Genomic DNA, 21195 nt, shown 5'->3' with positions numbered 1-21195 from the left:
GGGATTACTTCTGGCCTGGAATATCCGATGCCCCCTGTCTACCGCTTGGCACTGCCAGCATTGTGCCTGTCGCTGATCCTGCCTTGTACCTTTTCAGCCCAGGCCGCCGACCCGGCACCCGCCACCGCGGAAAAATCCGCCGCAGCAAAACCGGTCGAGCGCCAGCCTCTGCCAGAGCGTAGCCAGGAAGAAGCCACAGCCCTTGAACGGACCGTCCCCGCCCAAGAGCAACAGCCATTGCAGGCCGGCAGTGACAGTTTTCTCGCGCTCTGGAAACCGGCGAACACCAGCGATCCCAAGGGCGCGGTGATTATCATCCCCGGTGCGGGTGAAACCGTTGACTGGCCTCAAGCAATCAGTCCATTGCGGCAAAAATTGCCCGATGCCGACTGGGGCAGCCTGAGTCTTACCCTGCCGGACCTGCAAAGCAATGCCCCGCACGCGCGGGTCGTCGAAGTCGCACCCACACCGGCCAAAACCGCAACCGGCAGCAAAGACGCCAGCACTGCGCCCCCCATCGAACAGGTGGCCGGAGGTGAAGGAGAGGTCGCCGACCGTGCGATCGCAGAGACCAGCGAAGAGCAAGCCAAGGCCGACGCCGAGCGCATCTACGCACGAATCGACGCAGCCATTGCTTTCGCCGAACAACAAAGCGCTCGCAGCATCGTTTTGCTCGGTCACGGTACAGGGGCCTATTGGGCCGCGCGCTACCTGAGCGAAAAACAACCCTCACAAGTCGCGAAATTCGTGATGGTCGCCGCGCAGACACCCGTGTCCGCCAAACCGGGACTGGCCGAACTGACCACCACCTTGAAGCTGGCCACCTTGGACATCTACTACAAGGACAAGGCGCTGGTGCAGAGCGCTGCTCTGGAACGCTTGCAGGCCAGCAAACGCCTGAAGGCTTCGACGTTCAGTCAGCTCGCACTCAAGACCTTGCCCGGCAACAGCGCTGCCGAACAGGAGCAATTGTTCCGGCGAGTGCGCGGTTGGTTGAATCCGCAGAAGGCGGACTAAGCAAAAGCAAAAGCAAAAGCAAAAGATCGCAGGCTGCGATCTTTTGACCTTCCAGGCCGCTATCGAAAATCCCGCCGCTCGCGAATCAACGTATAGGCGCTGTGCAACTCGCGAGTCTTGTCAGTCGCTTCGCGCACCTGGGAAGGCGTCGCCCCGCTGCCGGCAATCTTGTCCGGGTGATGGCGACTGAGCAGACGTCGATACGCACGCTTGATTTGCGACGGTTCACTGGTCGCTGACACGCCGAGTACCCGCAGCGCCTCCTGATAAGCCGCGGCACTGTTAACCAGTATTTTTTTATGTGGCTCGTAATCACTGGCCAGGGCCTGCACCTGCTCCGGCGTCCAGCCCAGCCACTTGCCCCACTGCGCAATCAGCTCACGCTCACTACTTCCGGCACGCCCGTCGGCCCAGACCATCCGCCAACAAGCGCGCAAGACACCTTCAGCGGCATGCGGTTGCGCGCTTAAGCGGCGCAAGTAACCGCGCAGTCGATCATGACCGGACTTGCCACGGTTGAATGCCGCGATCGCGCGCTTTTGCGCCGGCTCGCTCATTTCCAGCGAACGCATTTCCTGACGCGCCTGGTAGATATGACCATCCACCACCCGGCCATCACACTTGGCCAGACGCCCCAGCAATACAAACAACAATTCATCGTTACGCAACATCGGCCGACCACCGAGTCGCTCACGCAAATGCCCAAGGCTTTGCAGCTGCAAGCGCCGGTCCAGCGCCTGCCCTAACAATGCGCCGAGCATGGCCCCCGGAATGCTGGCTATGGCAAAGCCCGCTCCGGCTCCGATCAGAGTCCCTGGCCACAACATGTCAGTAGCTCGCTTCTATCAATTGTTCAACTTCGGCCAGACGTTCGTGAGTGCCGACATCGACCCAGTGTCCGTGTAGTCGCTCGCCGCTCACCTGCCCTCGCGCCATGGCATCGCGCAATAGCGGAGCCAGTTTGAAGGCGCCGTCCGCGCACGCCGCGAAGAGCTTCGGATGCAACACGGCAATGCCACTGTAAGTGAGGGTCTGCGCACTTGGCTGACCATCACGCACCTGGCCATCGATCAGACTGAAATCGCCGCTCGGGTGATGGTCCGGGTTGTCGACCAGCACCAGGTGGGCCAGACCCGCCATCGGTTGACGCAGTGCCGTGAAGTCGTAATCGGTCCAGATATCACCGTTGACCACCACGAACGCATCATCCCCCAAGAGCGGCAAGGCGCGGAATATCCCGCCGCCCGTTTCCAGCGGCTCGCCTTCCGGCGAGTACTGGATGCTCAAGCCATAGCGCGAACCATCGCCCAGGTAATCTTCAATCTGCTGCCCCAGCCAGGCGTGATTGATCACCACCTCGGTGAAACCTGCCGCCGCCAACGCGCGCAGGTGATACTCGATCAGCGGCACCCCGCCAACGCGTACCAACGGTTTGGGAGTGGTCAGGGTCAGTGGGCGCATGCGCTCACCTTTACCTGCCGCCAGAATCATTGCCTTCATGCAGAGACTCCGACCGACTGGCGCAGACTGGCCAGCAACACATCCAACTCCACCAGTTCAGGACGACGAGCGACCACTGCCTCTATATAAGCAAAGAAGCGCGGCACATCGCCGAGGTAGCGCGGTTTGCCGTCGCGGTGGCAGATACGGGCGAAAATGCCGATGACTTTCAGGTGACGCTGCACCCCCATCAAGTCGCTGGCACGCAGGAAGTCTTCGAAATCAGGCTGAACCGGAATGCCGAGAGCGCCTGCTTGCTGCCAGTAGTCCGCCAGCCAACCACGTACACGCTCCTCGGGCCAACTGAGGAAGGCGTCCTTGAACAGGCAGGTCACGTCATAGGTCACCGGCCCGTACACCGCGTCCTGGAAATCCAGCACGCCGGGGTTCGGCTCGCTGAGCATCAGATTGCGCGGCATGTAGTCGCGATGCACCAGCACTTTGGGCTGGGCCAGAGCGCTGTCGATCAACCTGTCGCTGACTTGCTGCCAGAGCATCTGCTGTGCCGAATCGAACTCGATGCCCAACTCGCGTTTCACGTACCACTCGGGAAACAGTTCCAGCTCGCGGCGCAACAGGGCCACGTCATAGCTGGGCAGTGGCGCCACCATCGGCAACTGCTGAAAAGCCAGCAACGCTTGCAGGGCATCCTTGAACAAATTGTCAGCATTTTGGCTGTCGATCACGTCCAGGTAGGTCTTGTTGCCCAGGTCATTGAGCAAAAGAAAACCGCGTTCAAGATCTTCTGCGTAGATTTTCGGTACGTTAATTTCGGATTTCGCCAGCAAAAAGGCGATATCCACGAAGGGTTTACAGTTTTCCTGAGGCGGCGGAGCGTCCATCACGACGAAGCTGCGGCCGGCGCCTTCCCAACGGAAGTAACGGCGGAAACTCGCGTCGCTGCTGGCCGCGGTCAACGTGGCCGGGGGCACGGCACCCCATCCTTGTGCAGCAAACAGCGTTGCCAATTGCTCATCGAGCCAAACTTTCAGGTGTTGCAAGCGTACATCTTGGTCAGGCATTACAAGGGTCTCCGACGGCGCTAGCCGTCAAGCGGGTCATGCTTTATTATCCAGCATCTTTTTCAGACCATCGAGAGGCGTGCGGCCCACACCGCGGGCAGATGGCACGCAGGAAGCCCGGACTAATAAGATGGCATTGAAATCCCCCGCGTTTCGTAAAAAATTTCCGTTGTTGGTAACCGGCAGTTTGCTGGCCCTGCAACCTCTAGCCACTTCGTTCGTGGTCGCCGCGGAACAGTATGACTGCTCAGTCTCTGCTTCGGGTGCCTGGGACTGCGCGCCAAAAGCCAACGCAGCCCAATTACCACCGCGCCCTGTACATGACGGCAGCGCGGTCAGTTCGAACAACGAGTCAGCGGCCGAGAGCAGCACTGCTGGTGGCGAAACCGCCAACAAGCCGGTGCTGGTCACCGAAGCCAAGGGCCGCGGCCTGAAGTCGCGCAGTGCCGACTACAGCCACCTCGACTGGGTCCCGCGCGAGAAGCTCACCGCAGCCCAATTGGCCGAAACAGGTCCTTATTGCTCTGGTTCCTATATCGAACCGATTCGTCCTGGCATGAATGACAAGACGAATAAAAGTGACGCTCCGACCTTTGTTGGTGCCAAAGCCTCCCGCTATCAGCAGGAAGAACAGGTGGCGACCCTCGCCGGTGACGTGGTCATGCGTCAGGGCAGCATGCAAGTCGAGGCCGATGAGGCCAACCTGTATCAAGCCGAAAACCGTGGTGATCTGAACGGTAACGTTCGCGTGCGCGACAACGGCGCGCTGATCGTCGGCGACCACGCTGAAGTGCAACTCGATACCGGCGAAGCCCAGGTCGACAACGCCGAATACGTGATGCACAAATCCCGTGTCCGCGGCAGCGCGCTGTATGCCAAACGTGCGGAAAACGCGATCATCCGCCTCAAGGATGGTACGTACACCACGTGCGAGCCGAACAGCAACGCCTGGCAGCTCAAGGGCAACAACATCACCTTGAACCCGGCGACCGGTTTCGGTACCGGGACCAACGTGACACTGCGGGTCAAGGACATTCCGGTGTTCTACACGCCGTACATCTATTTCCCGATCGATGACCGTCGCCAGTCCGGCTTCCTGCCGCCAAGCTTTGGCACCAGCACCAAGACCGGCTTCATGCTGGTCACACCGTACTACTTCAACCTGGCACCGAACTACGATGCCACGTTGTATCCGCGCTACATGAGCAAGCGCGGTCTGTTGATGGAAGGCGAGTTCCGTTACCTGACCCAGTCCAGCGAAGGTCAATTCGGCGCCGCGTACCTCAACGACGACGACACCGAACGCAGCAAGCAGACCGACTACGAAAAAACCCGCTACCTGCTCAACTGGCAGCACAAAGGCGGGCTGGATTCGCGGGTAATGACCGAGGTCGACTACACCAAAATCAGCGATCCGTATTACTTCCAGGATCTGCAAAGCGATCAGATCGGTGTTCAAAGCCGCGACTACGTGAATCAGCAAGGTGCGGTCACCTACCGTGGCGATACGTTCTCCGCCCGCGTGAATGCACAGGCGTATCAGCTGGCAACGGTTTCCAACATTACGCCGTACAACCGCCTGCCGCAGATCACCTTCAATGGTTTCCTGCCGCAACACCCCGGCGGCCTGGACATGACTTACAACACCGAGCTGGTGCGTTTTGACCGGAACCTGAGAACCGGCAACTTCACTGACGAAAACGGTGTCGAGTCACCTTTCCTGGATACCAACGTTCAAGGTCTGGCACGTGCCACCGGTGATCGTCTGAACCTCGCGCCTGCAATCAGCCTGCCGCTGAACTGGACCTACGGTTTCCTGAAGCCGTCGCTCAAGTATCAGTACACCCAATATGACCTGGACCTCGACGGTACCGGTAAAAGCCAGATCGCCGCACAAAGCGCGGACGCAGATCGCCTGAATGGCACTTACAGCCGCAATCAAAATCGCGGCGTGCCGATCGCCAGCATCGACAGCGGCCTGTACTTCGACCGCAATACCCAATGGTTCGGCAAGAACTATCGCCAAACCCTGGAGCCGCGCCTGTACTATCTCTATGTCCCAGAGAAAGATCAGTCTGACATTCCGATATTCGACACCAGCGAATCTACGTTCAACTATTCCTCGCTGTTTCGCGACAACCGCTTCACCGGTTCCGACCGGGTCGGCGACGAGAACAAACTGTCGCTGGGCGTGACCAACCGCTGGATCGAAGACAACGGCTTCGAACGTCAACGCATCAGCGTCGGCCAGGCCGTGTACTTCAAGGACCGCGAAGTCCAGTTGCCGGGTATCGATGCAAAAACCCGCGCCGATGCGAACTCCAACGTTTCGCCGTACGCCCTGGAATACGAATATCGCTGGAACCGCGATTGGCGCACCACGGCCGACTACAACTGGGACCCGGACACCCGCCACCCTCGCTCGGGCAGCGCGATGTTCCACTACCAGCCGGAAGACAACCCGAACAAGGTCATCAACGCTGGTTATCGCTATCGCAATGACCAGGTTCGATACGACCAGACTACGGGTAAATGGGCAGTGGGTGGTGGTGACTACGGCACCCCAGGCACACCTGGTTTCGTGAAGGATTACTACAAGATCAAACAGCACGACTTCTCGGTCATCTGGCCAGTCGTGCCGCAATGGAATGCCATCAGCCGCTGGCAGTACGACTACAACCGCAACCGTACCCTGGAAGCCTTTGGTGGTTTCGAGTACGACAACTGCTGCTGGAAACTGCGCCTGATCAACCGTTACTGGGTTTCGTATGACGAGTTCAGTCAAGAAGCCCCGCAAAACGAAAAAGGCGACCATGGCGTCTTCCTCCAAATTGTTCTGAAGGGACTCGGTGGTGTCATGGGCACCAAGGTAGAGAGCTTCCTCGACAAAGGCATTCAAGGTTATCGTGAACGTGAAGACCAAGCTTTCTGATTGTCTGCGCCCGCTGATGCTGGGCGCGCTGTTCCTGGGCACCGCGGCTAACGCCGCGGTACAGTCCATCGACAAAGTGGTGGCTATCGTCGACAACGACGTGGTCATGCAGAGCCAGTTGGACCAGCGGGTTCATGAAGTTCAGCAAACCATCGCCAAACGCGGCGGCGGCACACCACCTGCCGGCGTACTGGACCAACAGGTGCTCGAACGCCTGATCGTCGAAAACCTGCAGCTGCAGATCGGCGAGCGCTCCGGCATTCGCATAAGCGATGAAGAGCTGAACCAGGCGATCGGCACCATTGCCCAGCGCAACAACATGACCGTGGACCAGTTCCGCGCCGCCCTGACTCGCGACGGTCTGTCTTATGACGACACCCGCGATCAGGTTCGTCGCGAGATGATCATCAGCCGTGTTCGTCAGCGTCGTGTGGCCGAACGGATTCAGGTGTCCGAGCAGGAAGTGAAAAACTTCCTCGCCTCAGACCTGGGCAAGATGCAGCTCTCTGAAGAACTGCACCTGGCAAACATCCTGATCCCGACCCCGGAAAGCGCCAATTCGCAAGCGATCCAGAACGCTGCGCGCCAGGCCATGGAGATCTATCAGCAACTCAAGCAGGGTGCTGACTTCTCTCAATTGGCCATCGCCAAATCCGCGAGCGACAACGCACTGGAAGGCGGCGACATGGGCTGGCGTAAAGCCGCTCAACTGCCACCACCGTTTGATCGCGAACTGAGCGCCATGGCGGTGGGTGATATCACCCAACCGGCACGTACACCCGGCGGTTTCATCATCCTGAAAGTGCTGGAAAAACGCGGCGGTGGTAATCAGGTACGTGACGAAGTACACGTTCGCCACATTCTGATCAAACCAAGCGAAATCCGCAGCGAAGAAGAAACCAAGCGTCTGGCACAGAAACTCTACGACCGCATTTCAGCGGGCGACGATTTCGCTGAACTGGCGAAAAGCTACTCGGAAGACCCGGGTTCAGCCCTTAACGGCGGCGACCTCAACTGGGTCGACCCGAACGCACTGGTGCCGGAATTCCGCGAAGTAATGGCCAAGACCCAACAAGGTCAGCTGTCCAAGCCGTTCAAGACTCAATATGGCTGGCACGTCCTGGAAGTCCTTGGCCGCCGCGCCACTGACAGCACCTCCCAGGCCCGTGAACAGCAGGCCATGACCGTACTGCGTAACCGCAAATACGACGAAGAGCTGCAGACCTGGTTGCGTCAGATCCGTGACGAAGCCTACGTTGAAATCAAGCTCCCTGGCGTCGACCAGGCGGCGAAGTGAACCCCAAGCGTTTTGCGCTGACACCCGGCGAGCCGGCCGGCATAGGTCCTGACCTGTGCCTGCTACTCGCCTCGCAAGCCCAGCCACACCCCCTGATTGCCATTACCAGCCGCGACCTGCTTCTTGAGCGGGCCGCGCAGCTGGGTGTGGTCGTTGAGTTGCTGCCGGTAACGCCGGACAACTGGCCGGACGTTCCTGCGCCAGCCAATAGCCTGTATGTCTGGGATACACCGCTCAGTGCGCCGGTTACCGCCGGTCAACTGGACAAGGCCAATGCCGCCTTTGTCCTGGAAACCCTGACCCGCGCGGGTCAAGGCTGCCTGGACGGGCACTTTGCCGGGATGATCACCGCCCCTGTGCACAAAGGCGTGATCAATGAGTCGGGCATTGCCTTCTCCGGACACACCGAGTTTCTCGCAGACCTGACCCACACCCCGCAAGTGGTGATGATGCTCGCCACACACGGCTTGCGGGTTGCGCTGGTCACCACGCACCTGCCGCTGCGGGAGATTGCCGATGCAATCACCCCCGAGCGCCTGGAGCGGGTCACGCGGATTCTGCATACCGACCTGCAACAAAAATTCGGCATCGCCCAGCCACGCATCCTCGTCTGCGGACTCAACCCGCATGCCGGCGAAGGCGGACACCTGGGCCACGAAGAAATCGACATCATTGAACCAACCCTGGAGCGTCTGCGCGCTGAAGGCATGGACCTGCGTGGTCCCCTGCCCGCCGACACTCTGTTTACCCCCAAATATCTGGAGCACTGCGACGCGGTGCTGGCGATGTACCACGACCAGGGCCTGCCCGTATTGAAGTACAAAGGCTTCGGCGCGGCAGTCAACGTGACCCTCGGCTTGCCGATCATCCGCACCTCAGTCGACCACGGCACCGCCCTGGACCTCGCTGGCAGCGGAAAAATCGACACCGGCAGCCTGCACGTCGCCCTGGAAACCGCCTACCAGATGGCCGAGACCCGTTTATGACCGAGCATTACCAACACAAGGCGCGCAAACGCTTTGGCCAGAACTTTCTGCACGATGCTGGCGTTATCGACCGCATCCTGCGCGCCATCCGCGCCAAGCCCGAAGACCGCCTGCTGGAAATCGGCCCGGGCCAGGGTGCACTGACTCAAGGCCTGCTCAATAGCGGCGCGCAACTGGACGTGGTGGAGCTGGACAAGGACCTGATCCCGATCCTCAACCAGCAGTTCGCCGGCAAAAGCAATTTCAACCTGCATCAGGGCGATGCACTGAAGTTCGACTTCAACAGCCTGAATGCCGCACCCAACAGCCTGCGCGTGGTCGGCAACCTGCCGTACAACATCTCCACGCCACTGATTTTCCACCTGCTGAACAACGCAAGCATCATCCGCGACATGCACTTCATGCTGCAAAAGGAAGTGGTCGAGCGTCTGGCGGCAGGTCCTGGCGGTGGCGATTGGGGCCGTCTGTCGATCATGGTTCAGTACCACTGCCGGGTCGAACACCTGTTCAACGTCGGCCCGGGTGCGTTCAACCCGCCACCGAAAGTCGATTCGGCCATCGTGCGCCTGGTGCCGCACGCCGTGCTGCCGCACCCGGCCAAGGATCACAAACTGCTGGAGCGCGTCGTTCGCGAAGCCTTCAACCAGCGCCGCAAGACCCTGCGCAACACCCTCAAATTGCTGCTGAGCAATACCGAAATCGAAGCCGCTGGCGTCGACGGCAGCCTTCGCCCTGAACAACTCGACCTGGCCGCTTTTGTTCGTCTGGCTGACAAGCTCAGCGAACAAGTCGCACAAACGCCTGCCGTCGGCTGACAGGCGACGAGCGTTATCGGGTAGGACACCAGCGCCCATGTCTGGTTTACTATCCGATACTTGGCCTAGACTGACTTCAATCAGTTACGCCCCGCGTCCCGCTTTGCTTTTAAGGCCTCTTGCATGTCCGATCCTCGTTATCAGGTCGACGTCAGCGTCGTCACCCGCTATCTGGCAGAACAATCGCAACCCGAGCAAGACCGCTTTGCCTTCGCCTACACCATTACCGTACAGAACAACGGCCTGCTACCGGCCAGGTTGCTCTCGCGGCACTGGGTGATCACCGATGGCGACGGGCATGTCGAAGAGGTTCGCGGTGCCGGCGTGGTGGGTCAGCAACCGCTGATCGGCGTCGGCCAAAGCCACACCTACAGCAGCGGCACGGTGATGACCACCCGCGTTGGCAACATGCAGGGGACTTATCAGATGCTCGCCGAAGACGGTAACCACTTCGACGCGATCATTGCGCCTTTCCGCCTGGCGGTGCCCGGAGCCCTGCACTGATGGCGACGTACGCCGTCGGCGACCTGCAAGGCTGCCTCGAACCCCTGCAATGCCTGCTAAAGCGGGTTGCCTTCGACCCTGCAAAGGATCATTTGTGGCTGGTTGGCGACCTGGTCAACCGGGGGCCGCAATCGCTGGAAACCCTACGCTTCCTCTATAGCATTCGCGAATCGCTGGTGTGCGTCCTGGGCAACCATGACCTGCACCTGCTGGCCGCCGGCTACAACATCGAGCGCCTGAGGAAAGCCGACACCCTGCGTGAGATCCTCGACGCGCCGGATCGCATAGAACTGCTTGAGTGGCTGCGTCAGCAAAAGCTCATGCACTACGACGAACAGCGCGACATTGCGCTGGTCCATGCCGGCATACCGCCGCAGTGGTCCCTGCGCAAAGCCTTGAAGTACGCCGCGGAAGTCGAAGAAGCATTGCATGACGACAACCGCATCGCGCCCTACCTCGATGGCATGTACGGCAACGAGCCGGTGAAATGGGACAGCAATCTCAAAGGCGTGACCCGCCTGCGGGTAATCACCAACTACTTCACCCGCATGCGTTTCTGCACCCGCGACGGCAAGCTTGATCTCAAGAGCAAGGAAGGTCTCGGCACCGCGCAACCGGGCTACGCGCCATGGTTTGCACACTCGGAACGCAAGACCCGTGGCCAGAAAATCATTTTCGGCCACTGGGCAGCCCTTGAAGGTCAATGTAACGAGCCTGGCCTCTTCGCCCTCGACACCGGTTGCGTCTGGGGTGGCTCGATGACCTTGATGAACGTCGACACCGGCGAACGCCTGCGTTGCGAATGCGATGCACAGGGCCACACCCGGCCGCACGTCACCCCAACCACCCCCGATCTATTGTCGGCCAGCGCCAAGCGCTAGGCTGCGCATTCAGCCAGACTACAGGAGCCCGCCATGAGCGAATTCAAACGCATCCCCCCAGAACAGGCCCAGGCCCTGCGCGAACAAGGCGCCGTGGTGGTCGACGTCCGCGATCCACAGACGTTTGCCTTGAACCACATCAGCGGTTCGAAGCACCTGGACAACCACTCCATCTCCGACTTCATCCGCGCTGCCGACCTCGACGCACCGACCGTGGTGGTCTGCTATCACGGTAATTCCAGCCAGAGCGCAGCGGCTTACCTGATCAGCCAGGGCTTTTCCGACGTCTACAGCATGGACGGTGGTTTTGAGCTGTGGCGTACGATTTATCCTTCGGAAATCGCGCAAGGCACTTCCGAATAATTTTTTTCACCCGCTCAAGCCCACGCCCGCCGTGGGCTGACGAACGGTCAGTCATAACAAATTACGCATTGCCCCTTTACCTCCCGGATTCCGAACTATCCTTAGCCTCAGGCCATCCAAAACAGGGGAGAGCCGGTACACCGGCGCGCGGATCATCGGGAGTAGCTTTCAGGGTTGATAGCTTTGAAGGTGTTCTGGGGGGTAAAGGCAGCTGCACTTTCAGTTGCTTGCCAGCATCGACTGACTGATCCGACGTCGGCTCCACGTATCGAGCGAGGTGACGTCATGAGTATCTTTAGCCACTTCCAACAACGCTTCGAGTCCACACGCCAGGAAGAGCTCTCTCTGCAGGAGTATCTCGAACTGTGCAAAAAGGACCGAAGCGCCTATGCGTCCTCCGCCGAGCGTCTACTGCTGGCAATCGGCGAGCCCGAACTGCTGGACACCTCGACCAATTCGAGACTGTCGCGCATCTTTTCCAACAAGGTGATCCGTCGGTATCCGGCCTTTGAAGACTTCCACGGGATGGAAGAATGCATCGACCAGATCGTCTCCTACTTCCGCCATGCGGCTCAGGGCCTGGAAGAGAAGAAACAGATCCTCTACCTGCTCGGCCCCGTCGGTGGCGGTAAATCGTCCCTGGCCGAGAAGCTCAAACAGCTGATCGAAAAAGTGCCCTTCTACGCCATCAAGGGCTCTCCGGTGTTCGAGTCTCCGCTGGGGCTGTTCAACGCCACGGAAGATGGCGCGATCCTCGAAGAGGATTTCGGCATTCCGCGGCGCTACCTGAACACCATCATGTCGCCTTGGGCAACCAAGCGTCTGGCCGAATTCGGCGGTGATATCAGCCAGTTCCGGGTGGTCAAACTCTACCCGTCGATCCTCAACCAGATCGCCGTGGCCAAGACCGAACCGGGTGACGAAAACAACCAGGACATTTCGGCGCTGGTGGGCAAGGTCGATATCCGCAAACTGGAAGAATTCCCGCAGAACGACGCCGATGCCTACAGCTACTCGGGTGCCCTCTGCCGCTCCAACCAGGGGCTGATGGAATTCGTCGAAATGTTCAAGGCACCGATCAAGGTGCTGCACCCATTGCTGACCGCCACCCAGGAAGGCAACTACAACAGTACCGAAGGCCTGGGCGCGATTCCGTTCACCGGGATCCTGCTGGCGCACTCCAACGAGTCGGAGTGGCACACCTTCCGCAACAACAAGAACAACGAAGCGTTCATCGACCGGATCTACATCGTCAAAGTGCCGTACTGCCTGCGGGTCAGCGACGAAGTGAAGATCTACGACAAGCTGCTGTTCAACAGCTCCCTGGCCAAGGCTCACTGCGCACCCGACACCCTGAAGATGCTCGCTCAGTTCACTGTGCTCTCGCGCCTCAAAGAGCCGGAAAACTCGAACATCTACTCGAAAATGCGCGTGTATGACGGCGAAAACCTCAAGGACACCGATCCGAAGGCCAAATCGATCCAGGAATACCGCGACACCGCAGGCGTCGACGAAGGCATGAACGGTCTTTCGACCCGGTTTGCCTTCAAGATCCTGTCGAAAGTCTTCAACTTCGACCCGCACGAGATCGCCGCCAACCCGGTGCACCTGCTGTACGTGCTGGAACAACAGATCGAGCAGGAACAGTTCCAGGCGGAAACCCGCGAGCGCTATCTGCGCTTCCTGAAAGAGTACCTGGCACCACGCTATATCGAGTTCATCGGCAAGGAGATCCAGACCGCTTACCTGGAGTCTTACAGCGAATACGGGCAAAACATCTTCGACCGCTATGTGCTCTACGCGGACTTCTGGATTCAGGATCAGGAATACCGCGATCCGGAAACCGGCGAGATCCTCAACCGCGTAGCCCTCAACGAAGAGCTGGAGAAAATCGAAAAACCGGCGGGCATCAGCAATCCGAAGGATTTCCGCAACGAAATCGTCAACTTTGTTCTGCGTGCCCGGGCCAACAACAATGGCAAGAATCCAACCTGGCTCAGCTACGAGAAGCTGCGGGTGGTCATCGAGAAGAAAATGTTCTCGAATACCGAGGATCTGCTGCCGGTCATCAGCTTCAACGCCAAGGCCAGCAAAGAGGACCAACAGAAACACAACGACTTCGTTACTCGGATGGTCGAGCGCGGCTACACCGACAAACAGGTACGACTGCTCTCCGAGTGGTACCTGCGGGTCAGGAAATCGCAGTAACCTGCTGCCGGACCCGTCGATGTAAAAACGTAGCGAGCGAAGGAAAGACAAGGCAAAAACAGGCGAGGACGCGGAGTCTACGGGTTGTAAATGAGCATTCCGAGCCTGTTTTTAACGCAGTATTTCCGAGCGCAGTAGTTTTTACATCGACGGTAGACCGGTTGTCGTTAGCCCGGAGCCTGTGCCGAGAATTTCTGTTACACAGGTTTCAGGAAGGTGTTTGGAAATCGACAGCGAAGTCCAGGCAACGCGCAGGTGGTACGGGAGGCGCAAAACCGCACCTCCCCTGCCCCGCGCCCATTACAGCCAGACTCGCTCACGATTTCTCAAGACAGCTTCTAAGGAGCAGTCATGAGCTATGTGATCGACCGACGTCTCAATGGCAAGAACAAGAGCACGGTAAACCGTCAGCGGTTTCTGCGGCGTTACCGTGATCACATCAAGAAGGCCGTCGAAGAGGCGGTCAGCCGGCGCTCCATTACCGATATGGAACACGGCGAGCAGATCAGCATTCCCGGCCGGGATATCGACGAGCCGGTGCTTCACCATGGTCGCGGTGGCAAGCAGACCATCGTGCATCCCGGCAACAAGGAGTTCACCAGCGGTGAGCATATTGCTCGTCCGCCGGGAGGTGGTGGCGGCAGAGGTCCTGGCAAGGCCGGCAACTCTGGCGAGGGCATGGACGAGTTTGTCTTCCAGATCACCCAGGAGGAGTTTCTCGAGTTCATGTTCGAGGACCTGGAGCTACCGAACCTGGTCAAACGTAACCTGAGCGGCACCGACACCTTCAAAACCGTGCGCGCCGGTATCAGTAATGAAGGTAACCCTTCGCGGATCAATATCATCCGCACCCTGCGTTCTGCCCATGCGCGGCGAATCGCACTGTCGGGCAGCAGTCGGGAGAAATTGCGGGTAGCGAAAGAGGAACTGGCACGACTTAAACTGGAAGAACCAGACAACTTCGGCGATATTCAGGAAATCGAGGCAGAAATCGAGCGTTTGAGCGCGCGCATCAATCGCGTCCCGTGGCTCGACACCTTCGACCTCAAGTACAACCTGCTGATCAAGCAGCCCAACCCCAGTTCAAAAGCCGTCATGTTCTGCCTGATGGACGTTTCGGGCTCCATGACCCAGGCCACCAAGGACATCGCCAAACGGTTCTTCATCCTGCTGTACCTGTTCCTCAAGCGTAACTACGAGAAAATCGATGTGGTGTTCATCCGTCACCACACCAGTGCGCGGGAAGTCGACGAGGAAGAGTTCTTCTACTCTCGCGAAACCGGCGGCACCATCGTTTCCAGCGCCCTGAAACTAATGCAGGAAATCATGGCCGAGCGTTATCCGAGCAACGACTGGAACATTTACGCCGCGCAGGCTTCCGACGGTGACAACTGGAACGATGACTCGCCGATCTGTCGCGACATCCTGATCAACCAGATCATGCCATTCGTGCAGTACTACACTTATGTGGAGATTACCCCGCGCGAACATCAGGCCCTGTGGTACGAATACGAACGTATCAACGAAGCCTTTTCCGACACGTTTGCCCAGCAACAGCTGGTTTCGGCCGGGGATATCTATCCGGTCTTCCGTGAACTCTTCCAGCGCAGGTTAGTAACATGACCGCCAAAGAGCAGAAGCGCCAACCCATATCCACCGGTTCGGAATGGACGTTCGAGCTGATCCAGGCCTACGACCGAGAAATCAGCCGTATTGCGGCCCGCTACGCGCTGGATACCTACCCTAACCAGATCGAGGTGATTACCGCCGAGCAGATGATGGACGCCTACGCCTCCGTCGGCATGCCGCTGGGTTACCACCACTGGTCCTATGGCAAACACTTCCTCAGCACCGAGAAGTCCTACAGCCGCGGCCAGATGGGGCTGGCCTACGAGATCGTAATCAACTCGGACCCGTGCATTGCCTACCTGATGGAAGAAAACACCATCTGCATGCAGGCATTGGTGGTGGCCCACGCCTGCTACGGCCACAACAGTTTTTTCAAAGGCAACTACCTGTTCCGTACCTGGACCGACGCCAGCTCGATCATCGATTACCTGGTATTCGCCAAGCAGTACATCATGCAATGCGAGGAGCGCCATGGCATCGACGCCGTGGAAGACCTGCTGGACTCCTGCCACGCCCTGATGAACTACGGTGTCGACCGCTACAAACGCCCTTACCCGATTTCCGCGGAAGAAGAGCGGCGCCGGCAAAAGGATCGTGAAGAACACCTGCAAAAGCAGATCAACGACCTGTGGCGCACCATTCCAAAAGGCGCAGACAAGTACAACGAGAAGGACAACGCACGCTTTCCGGCAGAGCCGCAGGAGAACATCCTCTACTTCATCGAAAAGCACGCCCCGCTGCTGGAGCCATGGCAACGGGAAATCGTGCGGATCGTACGCAAGATCGCGCAGTACTTTTATCCACAGCGTCAGACTCAGGTCATGAACGAGGGCTGGGCGACATTCTGGCACTACACCCTGATGAACGACCTGTACGACGAGGGGCTGGTGACCGACGGTTTCATGATGGAGTTCCTGGCTTCCCACACCAGCGTGGTCTTCCAGCCTGGGTTCGATAGCCCTTACTACAACGGCATTAACCCCTACACCCTGGGTTTTTCCATGTATCGCGACATTCGGCGCATGTGCGAAGCGCCCACTGAAGAGGATTACCGCTGGTTCCCGGAAATCGCCGGGACCGACTGGCTGTCGAGCATCAAGTTCGCCATGAGCAGCTTCAAGGACGAAAGCTTCATCCTGCAGTACCTGTCACCCAAAGTGATTCGTGACCTGAAACTCTTCAGCATTCTCGATGACGACCAGAAGGACGACCTGCTGGTGCCAGCCATTCATGACGAGGAAGGTTATCGAACCATTCGTGAAACCCTGGCAGCGCAGTACAACCTGGGTAACCGCGAACCGAACATACAGATCTACAGCATCGACCGCCGTGGCGACCGCTCGCTGACGCTGCGTCATCAGCAACACGATCGCAAACCACTCGGGGACTCCACCGAAGAAGTGCTCAAGCACCTGCACCGCCTCTGGGGCTTCGATATTCACCTGGAAACCCTGCAAGGTGACCAGATCATGAAAACCCATCATGTCCCGCCCAAAGGCGAGCATAGCGAGAGCGAATACGGTCGGCTGGACCTGGCTGTCATTCATCTTTGATGCCTCCCGGACCTCCGGAAGTTCGACGCAAAGGTTATCCTGTCGAGCTAACGGAGGTTTTTTATGCAGATTTATAAAGTCGGCGGCGCGGTCCGTGATCGCCTGCTCGGCAAGCCTGTTACCGACATCGACTGGGTTGTGGTGGGCGCCAGCACCGAAGAAATGCTCGCCAAGGGCTATCGCCCGGTAGGCGCCGATTTTCCGGTGTTCCTTCACCCCAAAAGCGGCGAGGAATACGCGCTTGCCCGCACCGAACGCAAAAGCGGACGTGGCTACGGCGGCTTCACCTTCCACGCCAGCCCCGAAGTCACTCTGGAAGAGGACCTGATTCGTCGCGACCTGACAATCAATGCCATGGCCGAAGACGATCACGGTCAATTGACCGATCCCTATCACGGCCAGCGCGATCTTGAGGCTCGCCTGCTTCGGCATGTTTCCCCCGCGTTCGCCGAAGATCCTCTCAGAGTCCTGCGCGTTGCCCGTTTCGCCGCGCGCTATGCCGGGCTCGGCTTCACGGTAGCCCCAGAGACTCTGGAGCTGATGCGTGAGCTCAGTGAATCAGGCGAGCTTGAGGCGCTGACCGCAGAACGCAGCTGGAAAGAAATATCCCGCGCCCTGATGGAAGATCAGCCACAAGTTTTCATCCAGGTTCTGCGCGACTGCGGCGCCCTGAAAGTCTTGATCCCCGAAATTGACGCACTGTTCGGCGTACCGCAACCCGAAGCCCACCACCCGGAAATCGACAGCGGCGTGCACACCCTGAGCGTTCTCGAACAGGCTGCCCTGCACAAACAACCGCTGACCGTGCGCTGGGCCTGCTTGCTGCACGATCTGGGCAAAGGCCTGACACCCCAGAGCCAGTGGCCCAAACACATCGCTCACGAGCACAAGGGCCTGAAGCTGATCAAAGCGGTCAACGAACGCTTCAAAGCCCCGCGTGACTGCCAGGAGCTGGCGTTGCTGGTAGGCGAATACCACACTCATGGTCATCGCGCACTGGAACTGAAACCGTCGACATTGCTGGAGTTGCTGCAAAGCTTCGACGTTTACCGACGGCCGCAGCGTTTTGAAGCGTTCATTGTTGCCTGCGAAATGGACGCGCGGGGCCGCAAGGGCCTTGAACAGAGAAGTTATCCACAAGCGGATTATTTACGAGGCGCGGCAACCGCCGCACGAACCGTGGCGGTTCAGCCACTGCTTGAGCAAGGATTCAAAGGCCCTGAGCTGGGCGAGGCATTGAAACGCGAACGCCTTAAAGCACTGAAGGCTTACAAGGAACAGCCCCTTCCGTAGAAAAGCCCCCTACAGCATTGCTGTGGGGGTCAACTGCTCACCACGCCACTCGAAAGCCACCGGCGCCAGGACCTGATCGATCTGCGCCTCGCTCCACAGTGTCGCAAAACTTTTACCCACGCCAGGATGCACCCTGTCCGGCGCTATCAACGACAACGGCCACAGTACAAAGGCATTTTTCAGGATTTCCGCTCGCGGCAGGATCAATCCATCGAAATTGCCCACCAGATCGCCATACAGCAGCACATCGATATCCAACGGCAAGCCTTTGCGATCGGGAGCATAACGACCGTTGTCGGCCTCGATAAACTTCAACCGACGGTCCAGTTCCATCAATGGCAGATCGGTAAACGCCGACACGACAAAATTGAAAAACGGCCCGCTCTTGATCCCTACCGGCTGGCTTTCGAACACCGCAGAGCAGTGCATATCCACCAGAAAACCGGCAAGCGCTTCCAGTCCTGCCTGCAAATGAGCTTCGCGCTCGACATTGCTACCGAGCCCAAGAAATACCTGAGTTAGCGACATCCGCGCTCGATCTCCACGCCCACGCCCGTTGCAGCCGGGATAGCCCCCGGCTTGGTCAGCTTGAGGCGCAGCCAGGTAATCCTGAACTCACTCATCAAGACTTCGGCCAGACGCTCGGCAAAGGTTTCAACCAGCTGGTACTGCGCCTGCTCGGCGAACGCCTGAATACGTGCCGTCACGCTGGCGTAGTCGAGCGCCAGGGTCAGGTCATCACCCGCCGCTGCCGGGCGATTATCCCAGGCGAAACTCAGATCAAGACGCAGGCACTGACGGATGCCACGCTCCCAGTCGTAGGCACCGATCACCGTGTCGACTTCCAGCCCCTCGATAAACACTCTGTCCAAGCACTCTTCTCCGCAGCACGACAAGGGCGCAATGCGCCGTTAGAATCAGGGCGTCCTCGCCCGGAATAGTTAGCATGTTTTGGTTACTGGCGATCCTCGCCTACCTGCTTGGCTCTCTGTCCTTTGCCATTTTGCTCAGCCGCCTGACCGGAAGCCCCGATCCGCGAATGAGTGGCTCGGGTAATGCCGGCGCCACCAACATGTTACGCCTGGCCGGCAAAAAACTCGCCGTCCTGACCTTGCTCGGCGACCTCTGCAAAGGCCTGCTGCCCGTGTTGATTGCAGGGCTTGCAGGGCTCTCGGTACAGCAACAGGCCTGGGTCGGCGTCTATGCCGTCATCGGCCATCTGTTTCCACTGTACTTCCGCTTTCGCGGTGGCAAAGGTGTTGCAACGGCCGCTGGCATGCTGCTGGGGCTTTACCCGCCGGCAGCGCTTCTGGCCATCAGCGCCTGGCTACTGACCTTCTACCTCACCCGCACCAGCTCGCTGGCGGCCCTGATCGCCACGCCCCTGACCCTGCCACTGCTGGCCTGGCAGGAACCGGGAGCATTGCTGCCCATGAGCGCACTGACAGCGCTGATCGTCTGGCGTCATCGCGGCAATCTACGCGACCTGCTTGCCGGGCGCGAACGGCATTTTTAAATATTGTTGCCGAGTACGACCCTGGATCATCCGTCTTTACAACGGCGACAACTGCTCCATCGGCCAGCGCGCCTGCACACTGATCGCCAGGCTTTCCTTCTGGCCGGCCTGTAGCCGCTGACACCCGGCAAAAGCGATCATCGCGCCGTTATCAGTGCAGAACTCGGGACGTGCGTAGTAAACGTCGCCCTTCATGTCGCCGAGCATTTTCTCCAGAGAAGCGCGCAATGCCTTGTTGGCGCTGACGCCACCAGCGATCACCAGACGCTTGAGACCCGCCTGCTTAAGGGCACGCTTGCACTTGATGGTCAAAGTCTCCACCACCGCCTGCTGGAAGGCCAGCGAGATGTCGCTGCAGGTTTGCTCGCCGTCGTCCCCAGCGTTGACGCACTGCTGCCACGTGTTCAAGGCAAAGGTTTTCAAGCCACTGAAGCTGAAATCCAGGCCTGGCCGATCACACATCGGACGCGGGAAGACGAAACGTCCGGCAACGCCCTGCGCAGCCAGTCGTGCGATTTCCGGACCACCGGGATAATTGAGACCCATCATCTTCGCGGTCTTGTCGAACGCCTCACCGGCAGCGTCATCAAGCGTCTCGCCCAACAACTCGTATTGGCCGATTCCATCGACCCGAACCAGCTGCGTATGGCCACCGGACACCAACAAAGCGACGAACGGAAATTCGGGTGGTTGCGGCTCCAGCATCGGCGCCAGCAAGTGGCCTTCCATGTGGTGCACACCCAAGGCCGGAATGCCCCAGGCAAATGCCAGCGCCTGAGCGCAGGAAGCCCCCACCAGCAAGGCACCCACCAGGCCAGGACCCGCGGTGTAGGCGATGGCATCGATCTCGGTCGGCACGCAGCCAGCTTCGGCCAACACCTGACGAATCAAGGGCAACATGCGTTTGACGTGGTCACGCGAAGCCAGCTCCGGCACCACGCCACCATAGGCGCGATGCAGGTCGATCTGGCTGAACAGTGCATCGGCCAGCAGGCCTCTTTCACTGTCGTAAAGTGCGACGCCGGTTTCGTCGCAGGAGGTTTCTAATCCCAGTACTAGCATGGGTTTGCGCCTTGTTTAGGCTAAATTCGAAGGCGCGCATAATAGTCGCCACGTGATGCCCCTACCAGCGGTTTTCGATCAGAGGCTTTGCATTCCGAGCGATGAGGGGTTAACATCCGCAACCCTTAAAAACCGACGTCTTCAAGTGCATTTTTGCCGCGAGGATGTTGACCCCGGTAATGAATGAAGGTAGCTCTGGATGCCAGCCGTCAAAGTTAAAGAGAACGAACCCTTCGACGTAGCTCTGCGTCGTTTCAAGCGCTCCTGCGAAAAAGCCGGTGTTCTGGCTGAAGTTCGTAGCCGCGAATTTTACGAGAAGCCGACTTCTGAGCGTAAGCGTAAAGCAGCAGCCGCTGTTAAGCGTCACGCCAAGAAAGTTCAGCGCGAACAGCGCCGCGCCGTTCGTCTGTACTAATACACAGACGTTCGTAGCAAGCTTCTGCCAAGCCCGGCCCTCAGCCGGGCTTATGGCATTTGCGGATATCGCTTGATGCTTCACCGTCAAAGCCGCAGACGCGACCGAGACGAATCTGCTTCACACGTCAGACCTGGCTCTTTTGCCAGCGGTGCACGTCTCTTCTGACGAGCCTTCCAAGGCTACTGACGAGCACACCTTT

At 58.9% G+C, this 21195-nt stretch carries 20 protein-coding genes; 14 read left to right on the top strand and 6 right to left on the bottom strand.

All coding sequences use genetic code 11. The features are described from left to right. The first annotated feature begins 27 nt into the window (after positions 1-27). Positions 28-1017 (top strand): alpha/beta hydrolase family protein, encoded by a 990-nt coding sequence (locus AC1RPZ_RS18750; protein ID WP_493138438.1) that lies wholly within the window; start codon positions 28-30, stop codon positions 1015-1017. Between the two features lie 59 nt (positions 1018-1076). Here AC1RPZ_RS18750 and AC1RPZ_RS18745 read toward each other — a convergent pair whose 3' ends face one another. From AC1RPZ_RS18745 to AC1RPZ_RS18735, 3 genes are read right to left on the bottom strand one after another with little or no spacing between them, the layout of a single operon-like run. Next, the gene (locus AC1RPZ_RS18745; protein WP_493138437.1) at positions 1077-1844 is read right to left on the bottom strand and encodes a TerB family tellurite resistance protein; all 768 of its coding nucleotides are present in this window, start codon (positions 1842-1844) and stop codon (positions 1077-1079) included. Position 1845: 1 nt separating this feature from the next. Beyond that, positions 1846-2517: an N-acetylmuramate alpha-1-phosphate uridylyltransferase MurU gene (gene murU / locus AC1RPZ_RS18740; RefSeq protein ID WP_493138436.1), complete on the bottom strand. Its 672-nt coding sequence runs from the start codon at positions 2515-2517 to the stop codon at positions 1846-1848. Then, on the bottom strand, positions 2514-3539 hold the full coding sequence (locus AC1RPZ_RS18735; RefSeq protein ID WP_493138435.1) for an aminoglycoside phosphotransferase family protein: 1026 nt from the start codon (positions 3537-3539) through the stop codon (positions 2514-2516). The genes murU and AC1RPZ_RS18735 overlap by 4 nt, the downstream gene beginning before the upstream one ends. Positions 3540-3669: 130 nt before the next feature. Here AC1RPZ_RS18735 and AC1RPZ_RS18730 point away from each other — a divergent pair, with 130 nt between their 5' ends. The 11 genes from AC1RPZ_RS18730 to AC1RPZ_RS18680 all read left to right on the top strand — a co-directional run bounded on the left by AC1RPZ_RS18730 (position 3670) and on the right by AC1RPZ_RS18680 (position 18000). Beyond that, positions 3670-6471 carry an LPS-assembly protein LptD gene (locus AC1RPZ_RS18730; RefSeq protein ID WP_493138434.1) on the top strand — a complete coding sequence of 934 codons (2802 nt, stop codon included), beginning with the start codon at positions 3670-3672 and terminating at the stop codon, positions 6469-6471. After that, a complete protein-coding gene (surA, locus tag AC1RPZ_RS18725) occupies positions 6452-7768 on the top strand; it encodes a peptidylprolyl isomerase SurA (protein ID WP_493138433.1) in 1317 nt (438 codons plus the stop codon). The genes AC1RPZ_RS18730 and surA overlap by 20 nt, the downstream gene beginning before the upstream one ends. Next, positions 7765-8754: a 4-hydroxythreonine-4-phosphate dehydrogenase PdxA gene (gene pdxA, locus AC1RPZ_RS18720; protein WP_493138432.1), complete on the top strand. Its 990-nt coding sequence runs from the start codon at positions 7765-7767 to the stop codon at positions 8752-8754. Before surA ends, pdxA begins: the two co-directional genes overlap by 4 nt. After that, positions 8751-9569, top strand: coding sequence for a 16S rRNA (adenine(1518)-N(6)/adenine(1519)-N(6))-dimethyltransferase RsmA (gene rsmA, locus AC1RPZ_RS18715; RefSeq protein ID WP_493138431.1), 819 nt, complete (start codon positions 8751-8753; stop codon positions 9567-9569). Before pdxA ends, rsmA begins: the two co-directional genes overlap by 4 nt. 123 nt (positions 9570-9692) lie before the next feature. Beyond that, the gene (gene apaG, locus AC1RPZ_RS18710; RefSeq protein WP_493138430.1) at positions 9693-10073 is read left to right on the top strand and encodes a Co2+/Mg2+ efflux protein ApaG; all 381 of its coding nucleotides are present in this window, start codon (positions 9693-9695) and stop codon (positions 10071-10073) included. Continuing rightward, positions 10073-10954, top strand: coding sequence for a symmetrical bis(5'-nucleosyl)-tetraphosphatase (locus AC1RPZ_RS18705; protein ID WP_493138429.1), 882 nt, complete (start codon positions 10073-10075; stop codon positions 10952-10954). The genes apaG and AC1RPZ_RS18705 overlap by 1 nt, the downstream gene beginning before the upstream one ends. 33 nt (positions 10955-10987) lie before the next feature. Continuing rightward, complete coding sequence (gene glpE, locus AC1RPZ_RS18700; protein ID WP_401120892.1) at positions 10988-11317, top strand: thiosulfate sulfurtransferase GlpE; 330 nt, start codon at positions 10988-10990, stop codon at positions 11315-11317. Positions 11318-11602: 285 nt separating this feature from the next. Beyond that, positions 11603-13525 carry a PrkA family serine protein kinase gene (locus tag AC1RPZ_RS18695; RefSeq protein WP_123424092.1) on the top strand — a complete coding sequence of 641 codons (1923 nt, stop codon included), beginning with the start codon at positions 11603-11605 and terminating at the stop codon, positions 13523-13525. A gap of 351 nt (positions 13526-13876) precedes the next feature. Continuing rightward, a complete protein-coding gene (locus AC1RPZ_RS18690) occupies positions 13877-15148 on the top strand; it encodes a YeaH/YhbH family protein (protein ID WP_493138428.1) in 1272 nt (423 codons plus the stop codon). Further along, positions 15145-16707 (top strand): SpoVR family protein, encoded by a 1563-nt coding sequence (locus tag AC1RPZ_RS18685; RefSeq protein WP_493138427.1) that lies wholly within the window; start codon positions 15145-15147, stop codon positions 16705-16707. The genes AC1RPZ_RS18690 and AC1RPZ_RS18685 overlap by 4 nt, the downstream gene beginning before the upstream one ends. 63 nt (positions 16708-16770) lie before the next feature. After that, positions 16771-18000: a multifunctional CCA addition/repair protein gene (locus AC1RPZ_RS18680; protein WP_493138426.1), complete on the top strand. Its 1230-nt coding sequence runs from the start codon at positions 16771-16773 to the stop codon at positions 17998-18000. 9 nt (positions 18001-18009) lie between these two features. On the opposite strand, the gene folK is transcribed toward AC1RPZ_RS18680, so the two are convergent. Beyond that, positions 18010-18528, bottom strand: a complete 519-nt coding sequence (gene folK / locus AC1RPZ_RS18675; RefSeq protein ID WP_493138425.1) for a 2-amino-4-hydroxy-6-hydroxymethyldihydropteridine diphosphokinase — start codon at positions 18526-18528, stop codon at positions 18010-18012. Continuing rightward, positions 18519-18872 (bottom strand): dihydroneopterin aldolase, encoded by a 354-nt coding sequence (folB, locus tag AC1RPZ_RS18670; RefSeq protein ID WP_493138424.1) that lies wholly within the window; start codon positions 18870-18872, stop codon positions 18519-18521. Before folB ends, folK begins: the two co-directional genes overlap by 10 nt. Before the next feature lie 74 nt (positions 18873-18946). Between folB and plsY the strand changes: the two genes are divergently transcribed. Further along, positions 18947-19516: a glycerol-3-phosphate 1-O-acyltransferase PlsY gene (gene plsY / locus AC1RPZ_RS18665; RefSeq protein WP_493138423.1), complete on the top strand. Its 570-nt coding sequence runs from the start codon at positions 18947-18949 to the stop codon at positions 19514-19516. Between the two features lie 36 nt (positions 19517-19552). Here the strand turns inward: plsY and tsaD are convergent, their stop codons facing one another. After that, positions 19553-20578, bottom strand: a complete 1026-nt coding sequence (gene tsaD / locus AC1RPZ_RS18660) for a tRNA (adenosine(37)-N6)-threonylcarbamoyltransferase complex transferase subunit TsaD (RefSeq protein ID WP_493138422.1) — start codon at positions 20576-20578, stop codon at positions 19553-19555. A 199-nt stretch (positions 20579-20777) separates the two neighbouring features. Between tsaD and rpsU the strand changes: the two genes are divergently transcribed. Then, complete coding sequence (rpsU, locus tag AC1RPZ_RS18655; RefSeq protein WP_002551877.1) at positions 20778-20993, top strand: 30S ribosomal protein S21; 216 nt, start codon at positions 20778-20780, stop codon at positions 20991-20993. Positions 20994-21195 lie beyond the last annotated feature (202 nt).

This window comes from Pseudomonas sp. GW822-FHT02D10 (assembly GCF_058802345.1).
This window is presented reverse-complemented; position numbering and strand designations above follow the sequence as displayed.